Origin of the sequence: Microcystis sp. M049S2, from assembly GCF_020245625.1 — a bacterium.
Taxonomy (GTDB): Bacteria; Cyanobacteriota; Cyanobacteriia; order Cyanobacteriales; family Microcystaceae; genus Microcystis; species Microcystis ichthyoblabe_A.
The window spans coordinates 23,887-30,788 of record NZ_JADBUN010000082.1; the positions used below are offsets into that span (position 1 = coordinate 23,887).

The window sequence follows — 6,902 nt, forward strand, 5'->3', positions numbered from 1 at the left end:
ACCTAATGCGCCGTTTCACAAGCCCCAATACTAACCCATTGACTAGAACCATCAGACCAGTATTCTTTTTTCCAGATGGGGGCATTATGCTTGAGAGTATCAATAGCATAACGACAGGCTGCGAAAGCTTCCCCCCGATGGGGACAACCCACCGCTACTAAGACGCTAATTTCACCGATTTTGAGCTTACCAGTGCGATGGTGAATGACAACTCGATTGGTGTCGGGCCAGGTTTGCCGAATTTGCCGAGCAATTTGCCGGAAAACCTCCATCGCCATGGGTTCGTAGGCCTGATAATCAAGATAAATAACTGGTTTACCGTCGGTTTGCTCCCGTACAGTGCCACTCATTAGTACAACAGCACCATTAGCTCCATCGTCGGCTAATTGATATACTTCCTGCAAAGATAGAGGAGCAAAACTGATGCGAAAATTATCTTGAGTCATGGATGCTTTTTTCAGTGATCAGTAAACAGTAAATAGTAAATAACGTCAGTTCGGGATAAGGGAGGGAAGAAAAGGCGGGAGCTAGTAAGCTGAAAAATATATAAACTCAGCACCCCCAATCCATCTATGTCTAGTCTAGAAGCTCTTTTCTGTCCTGTCGATGACGGATGCCGTGTATTTGAACCTAAATTAGAACAGACAACGCTTTGGCCCGATAATAAAGCTCATAAACGTATTCCATCAAAACCACTACCGTAATTTTCAACATTTCTACCTCGATCCTGTTTGTCTCTACTGGCGACAAGAGTTCCCCCAACTGCCTAGCTATCAACGTTTTATCGAATGGATGCCCTCGACTCTCATCCCTTTGTGCGTTTACTGGAAGCATTGTTTTGGTCGTTACACGGGGATTAGCTTTGTCGATGCCAGCAAAATTCAGGTCTGCCATAATCGCCGCATCAGTAGTCATACTAAATCCGTTGAATATATAGCGTTTTTCAGTCTGCTGAGGTACAAAAGTTATGGGTTTTAGGCAAAAGGCAAAAGGTAAAGAAAAATAGGTGTACCTCACTAGCTTAGGAAACGCTATAGACCACATAGGGTCTGCTGAATAAATCTAAAAACCTTGTTGCATAAAACTTTTAGACTTTTTTCCCCTCAAAAAGTGCCAGCCATTGCGGGGATCGGGGGGAAAATTCCAGGACTTTTTCTCTGAAAATTAGATAATTGACCAGATGAGAATCGGTAAAAACCTACACCCTACACCCGTTCGGCGGTTCGGCTGAGCTCACGGCCGAAGCCCACACCCTGCCCCCACGAAAAACTTTTTCAGCAAACCCTATCTATAGGATGATTTCGGCAAAACATGAAAATTATCGCCTACACCTATACTAACCCCCTGCTCGATAGTCCCCCCGATGCCTCGATTTGGGACTATTCTCCCGAACAAGTGTATCAGGATTTTGGCGATCGCTCACAACGGCAGCAACTGCTCCGCGATTGTCAAGGTACTCCCCCCCGACTGCTGATCCTGCGTCGCCTAGCAGAATTGGGAGACAATGGCACGGAAGTTAGCAAAATTTTACAATCCTTAGAAGCCCTCGACATAGATATAATTGCCCTGGAAGACCCGGATTATAAGCTGAATTTTGCCAAGATTCTGCAAGAAATATCAAAAAACGAACTAAGTAATCGTTTAAAAGCAGGTCACACTCACAATCGTCTGCAAGCTTTGCCTCCCCCCGGAAAAGCACCCTACGGTTATCGTCGCGGCAAGGAGCGTTATATACTCGATCGCAGTACCGCACCGGTAGTCAAAGACTTTTTTGATCGCTTTTTGATTTCCGCTTCCCTGCGTTCCACGGTGCGCTATCTAGAAAAACGCTACGGCAAAAAGATATCGGTAGCTACTGCCCATAAATGGCTAACTAATCCCGTTTATCGAGGCGATTTGTGCTATCTCGGTCAAGATATTGTCCCCGATACCCACACCCCGATTATCTCCCGGGAAGAAGCAGCCCAGATCGATCGCATCCTGAGAAATAATCGCAAATTACCCCCCCGCAGTGCCAGCGCCCCGCGTTCCTTAGCGGGTTTAGTCGTCTGTAGTCAATGTCAATCGGGGATGACGATTACCAAAGTGACAGCGCGAGGAAAGGGACTAGAATACCTCTATTTGCGACCTTTGCAATGTCCCCGGACAAAAAAATGTTCGGCTATCGCTTATGAGAAAATTCTCGACAGCACAATCGAGCGCATTTGTCAAGACCTACCGCCGACGATCGCCCAGATATCTTTACCAGATTTAGAGGCGATCAAACGGAGAATGAGCGAGGAAATAGGGCAAAAAAACGATATTTTGTCGCAATTGCCCTCCCTAGAAGCGGCGGGAATTTTAGACCGAGAAACGGCTAATCTACGGGCCTATAAACTGAAAAACGAGATCGCGCAGATTCAAGGACGTTTAGACCAATTACCCCCGGATAACCTGACTATTATCGCTCGTGCCGTTGCTTTTCCGCAATTTTGGCGAGATTTATCGGAAATCGAGCGCCGTTTTTATTTTCGCGAGTTTATCCGTCGCATCGAAATCGAGAGAGAAACGGCTAATAATTGGCATTTACGTTTAATCTTCGTTTTTTAACAATCTTGGACAATCTTAAAGTTAGCTAAAAATTGAGGAATCTTTGAGTGATCAATGCTAAGAAAAGGCCAACAGCGATCGATCTCGACTATGAGCAATAACAAGAAATTAACTAAGTATAAAAAAGGGCGAAAATCCTCCGAGACAAAACCCCACCTTTATGATTATCACTATAACCAACCGGGGACGATGCCGGGGTTAATCACCATCGATGAAAATGCCGTTGCTACCGAGATATTTTTAATTAATTATAATTCTCAACAAGCCAATATAGTTAATAATCTCTTACCTCAAGACTGTCTTAAATATTTATCCGATGATTCCATCTCTTGGGTTGATATCGTCGGTTTGGGTAATGAAGATAAACTGCAAGAGTTGGGGGAAATTTTTCATTTGCATCCCTTAACCCTTGAGGATATAGTCAGTATTCCCCAAAGACCAAAAGTGGAAGAATGCGATAATTATCTTTTAATTATAGTGCCAATGGCCATCCTGATCGATCATCAGGGTTTTTTGTTAGAACAAATCAGTTTAATAGTCGGGAAGAATTATGTTTTAACCGTGCAGGAAGAAGGACAATACGATTCTTTGGAAGGAGTTAGGGAAAGAATCCGTTTAAATAAAGGTTCCATCCGGCAGCAAAAATCGGGTTATTTAGCCTACTCGATTTGGGATGCCATTATTGACGGTTATTTTCCTGTTTTAGAGTCCTACGGAGAAAGAATCGAGGAGTTAGAAAACGAAATTTTAGCTAGTCCCACGGAGCAGACTTTATCAAAAATTTACCAACTACGTCAGGAATTACTCTCCCTGCGACGAGCAATTTGGCCGCAAAGAGACATCCTCAATGCTCTTTTACGCGATGAGTATATTGTCATCGATATAACCATTAAACCCTATCTAAGAGACTGTTATGACCATGTGGTACAAATCCTCGATGTTATCGAAAATTACCGGGAATTTGCCAATGGTTTAATGGATTTTTACCTGTCTTCCGTGAGTAATAAAATGAACGAGATTATGAAAACTTTAACGGTAATCTCGACGATTTTTATCCCGCTCACCTTCATTGTCGGTATTTATGGTATGAACTTTAATACTGATAAATCCCCCTATAATATGCCCGAATTAGAATGGTATTGGGGCTATGTGTTCGTCTGGGTATTGATGCTAACCGTTGCTTTCAGTTTAATCATTTTCTTTTGGCGACGCGGCTGGTTTAAGAACCTATCGACAGTGAAGAAAAGATAAACTGTTAAGCAGATTAGACAGACTGGATTACCTTGCCGGCATCTAGCAAGAGAAAATGGCTATCACAGAGAAATTAATAATTTAGTGTCTGCGGTATTTTTTAACACTTTCAGTTGATGGCTTCTAATTTTGTCCAACCAACTATAGTGCTGGTTGTGACATTGATAGACGATATCGATGTCACCAATCTCTAACTTAACCTGAGCCAAGTAGTTTTCTAGTTCGCTAATTTTCATAACCAATCTCGCTTGCGCTGAAGGACATCAACCCTAAACCAAGAATTATCCCTAAAGGATAGGGGTGACTACAGTTACTATTATAGGCCGATCATAATTCTTAAAAAAGTTCTTATCTAACAAAGTTAGCTAATGTCAGGGTTAGATGATATCGGCGAAGTTTCTTGCTAGTCGTCTAGGGGTCAGCGCCATGACTAGGTAAAAGAGCTTATTTGCCCATAATCGCGCCAAGTCAATTGAGCAAACGGTCGATAAAATTTCCTTATTATCGATTTTAGGCGAGTTACTGAAATTGGCACTAACCGTTAATTATTTTGAGGAGTTTCAGCAATTTTTTGAACAATGGTCTCAATAATTTTCTGGATTAAATGAACCAAACAGAGGAAAAATGAACGAATCATTGATGATATTCAATCCCCCAGCTACGATCGAATTATCTTAATCTACAAGGCAAGTTGCCAAAAAGGAGACAATTGTGCGACGGGGAAGACATAAAATTTTCATCGGGATGGCCCCGGGGGTCGGGAAAACCTATAAGATGCTGGAGGAGGGGCATAGCCTGAGAAAGCAGGGAACCGACGTGGTGATTGGACTGCTTGAAACCCACGGCAGAAAAGAGACCGCCGAAAAAGCCGAGGGATTGGAAATCGTACCGAGAAAAATCCTAGAGAAAGAGGGAGTCACTCTCTCGGAAATGGATACAGAAGCGATTATCGCCCGCTCACCGCAGCTGTGTCTGATCGATGAATTAGCCCACACGAATGCACCCGGTTCGGAGCGAGAGAAACGCTTTCAGGACGTGGAGATAATTTTATCCCAGGGAATCGATGTTTACTCGACCGTGAATATCCAGCATATTGAGAGTTTAAACGATCTGGTTGCCCGAATCACTGGGGTGGTGGTGCGGGAGCGAATACCCGATCGAATTTTGGAGGAAGCTGATGAAGTGATCGTGGTAGATGTTACCGCCGAAACCCTAGAGGAAAGATTATTAGCGGGAAAAATCTACGCTCCCGAAAAGATCGAACAATCTTTAAATAATTTCTTTCAACGGCGTAATTTAATCGCCCTCCGGGAACTGGCCCTGCGCGAAGTGGCCGATACGGTAGAAGAAGAAGCGAGTAATTCCACAAAATTTATCGGTCAATCCTGTCCCGTTCACGAACGGGTATTAGTCTGTATTTCCACCTATCCAAACTCTTTACGATTATTACGTCGGGGAGCGCGGATAGCGGGGTATATGAACGCGGAATTTTTCGTGATTTTCGTCGATAAACCCGAGCGCTTTCTCACGAAAGAGGAGGCTTTACATATCGAAACCTGCGAACGTTTATGTCGGGAATTCGAGGGGAAATTCTTACGGGTTAAAAGCTATCAGGTGGCGGCAGCGATCGCCAAAGTGGCCGAACGGGAACGGATCACCCAGATTGTGATCGGGGAGAGCCTTCAATCGCGCTGGAAGAATTTCATCAAAGGTTCTTTCACCCAAAAACTCATGCGCCTGATCTGGCAGAAAAATATTGATCTTCACATCATCGCCACCGATCCAAAAGTACCAATTAAAAACGCGCTGGTCAAGGGGACGAAAAGATAACCACCAAGGCCCCCATCCCCACTTCCCCACTTCCCCACTTCCCCACTCCCCCACTTCCCACTTCCCCTCTCAAATCAGCAACGCCTTGGCTTCTCTGGGATGATATTCTAGGAGTTAATCTTTAATGCAAATCCGTTGTCACTTAAGGGAGTTAACTCATGCAAGTAAATAATCTCGGCTTTATCGCTAGTATCCTATTCGTCCTAGTCCCCACCGTTTTCCTCTTGATTCTGTTTATCCAAACCAGAGAGGAAACCGAGGGTTAAATTCCTTCCCTATCCCTATTCTTCCTAAAAACCCCGGTGATTTCTCGAAGTCATGCGGGGTTTTTTCGCTTCGATTAGGGGAAAATGCTAGTTTCGTCACCTGATTCTAAATCGCCAAAAGTTAAAGTATTTAGGGCTTGCTGAATAAATGTGAAATGTAGGCAAGGTAAGGGTTTTGTGGCTTTTCTCGCGAAACAGGTGCAAGATTTTGAGAGAATCATGCTTCAAAACCTTGCGTCTTCATCGGCCCGCGTCCTGTAGGGGCGAAGCATTCGGGCAATAACCTATCGGTGAAACCGGAGATTTTCCATCCGAATGCTTCGCCCGTACTTCGCCAATTCAAAAATGAAACGCATCAACCTCAAGAGTTGACAAAGAAAGGCTCATCAGGTACTGTCTGATCATTAACAAACACAAATCAGACCCAAAAACGAAGCCCCCAACATCTTAACATAGAACAAAGAAACTTGCTCTACCAACTTAGTCAGGAGGGAAATTTATCTCAACGGCAAATGGCCGTCTGGCTCGGATGTCATCAAAGCACGATATCACGAGAATTAAGAAGGAATCAAAGTTCCCTCGGCTGCTATCTACCTGACACAGCACAAGCTGAAAGCGAGACGCGCACCAAAAATGCCAAACAACCCTTTAAAAATGTCAGCGAGTCGGCCTTAGAGTTGGTGAAAGAAGGATTGAAAGATTATCATAGTCCCGAACAAATAGCAGGTCGTCTGAAAAAAGCTGGTCAAGAATCGCTCAGTCACGAAACCATCTATCAAATGATCTATCAAAACTACCCTTGACTGTGGAAAATATCAAGAATACCTCAAGGGGTGACAAAGAGGTTTAAAGGTAGGCAGGATAAAGACTCTAGCCAAATGTCCCCCAAAGAAATAGAGTGGTTATGGCAACTACTCAAAAATTTAAAATGTTACCATCATTCTATCAGGCTTGTTTACAAGCTAA

At 43.7% G+C, this 6,902-nt stretch carries 6 protein-coding genes and 2 pseudogenes; 6 read left to right on the forward strand and 2 right to left on the reverse strand.

Features of this window, described 5'->3' with window-relative positions; genetic code table 11:
- Nucleotides 1-2: 2 nt before the first annotated feature.
- Entirely contained in the window at nt 3-446 is a 444-nt protein-coding gene (locus tag IM496_RS07025; RefSeq protein WP_104398058.1) for a molybdenum cofactor biosynthesis protein MoaE, read from the reverse strand.
- Nucleotides 447-572: 126 nt separating this feature from the next.
- Here IM496_RS07025 and IM496_RS22330 point away from each other — a divergent pair.
- From IM496_RS22330 to corA, 3 genes and pseudogenes are all read left to right on the forward strand, one after another.
- A pseudogene (locus IM496_RS22330) lies at nt 573-915 on the forward strand (IS982 family transposase); the annotation flags it as partial.
- A 396-nt stretch (nt 916-1,311) separates the two neighbouring features.
- The gene (locus tag IM496_RS07035) at nt 1,312-2,589 is read left to right on the forward strand and encodes a recombinase family protein (protein WP_194016315.1); all 1,278 of its coding nucleotides are present in this window, start codon (nt 1,312-1,314) and stop codon (nt 2,587-2,589) included.
- A gap of 90 nt (nt 2,590-2,679) precedes the next feature.
- On the forward strand, nt 2,680-3,840 hold the full coding sequence (gene corA / locus IM496_RS07040) for a magnesium/cobalt transporter CorA (protein WP_194016329.1): 1,161 nt from the start codon (nt 2,680-2,682) through the stop codon (nt 3,838-3,840).
- 62 nt (nt 3,841-3,902) lie between these two features.
- Here the strand turns inward: corA and IM496_RS07045 are convergent, their stop codons facing one another.
- Complete coding sequence (locus tag IM496_RS07045) at nt 3,903-4,076, reverse strand: hypothetical protein (RefSeq protein ID WP_002804198.1); 174 nt, start codon at nt 4,074-4,076, stop codon at nt 3,903-3,905.
- Between the two features lie 475 nt (nt 4,077-4,551).
- Between IM496_RS07045 and IM496_RS07050 the strand changes: the two genes are divergently transcribed.
- From IM496_RS07050 to IM496_RS07060, 3 genes and pseudogenes are all read left to right on the forward strand, one after another.
- Nucleotides 4,552-5,670 carry a histidine kinase gene (locus IM496_RS07050; protein ID WP_194016313.1) on the forward strand — a complete coding sequence of 373 codons (1,119 nt, stop codon included), beginning with the start codon at nt 4,552-4,554 and terminating at the stop codon, nt 5,668-5,670.
- 158 nt (nt 5,671-5,828) lie between these two features.
- Nucleotides 5,829-5,936 carry a photosystem II reaction center protein PsbM gene (gene psbM, locus IM496_RS07055; protein ID WP_002745897.1) on the forward strand — a complete coding sequence of 36 codons (108 nt, stop codon included), beginning with the start codon at nt 5,829-5,831 and terminating at the stop codon, nt 5,934-5,936.
- A 452-nt stretch (nt 5,937-6,388) separates the two neighbouring features.
- Nucleotides 6,389-6,767, forward strand: a pseudogene (locus IM496_RS07060) (transposase); the annotation flags it as partial.
- Nucleotides 6,768-6,902 lie beyond the last annotated feature (135 nt).

Bases quoted from the DNA above. Each gene is read 5' to 3' on its own strand.
- IM496_RS07025 (WP_104398058.1), bottom strand. From the start codon at position 446: ATGACTCAAGATAATTTTCGCATCAGTTTTGCTCCTCTATCTTTGCAG.
- IM496_RS07035 (WP_194016315.1), top strand. From the start codon at position 1,312: ATGAAAATTATCGCCTACACCTATACTAACCCCCTGCTCGATAGTCCC.
- corA (WP_194016329.1), top strand. From the start codon at position 2,680: ATGAGCAATAACAAGAAATTAACTAAGTATAAAAAAGGGCGAAAATCC.
- IM496_RS07045 (WP_002804198.1), bottom strand. From the start codon at position 4,076: ATGAAAATTAGCGAACTAGAAAACTACTTGGCTCAGGTTAAGTTAGAG.
- psbM (WP_002745897.1), top strand. From the start codon at position 5,829: ATGCAAGTAAATAATCTCGGCTTTATCGCTAGTATCCTATTCGTCCTA.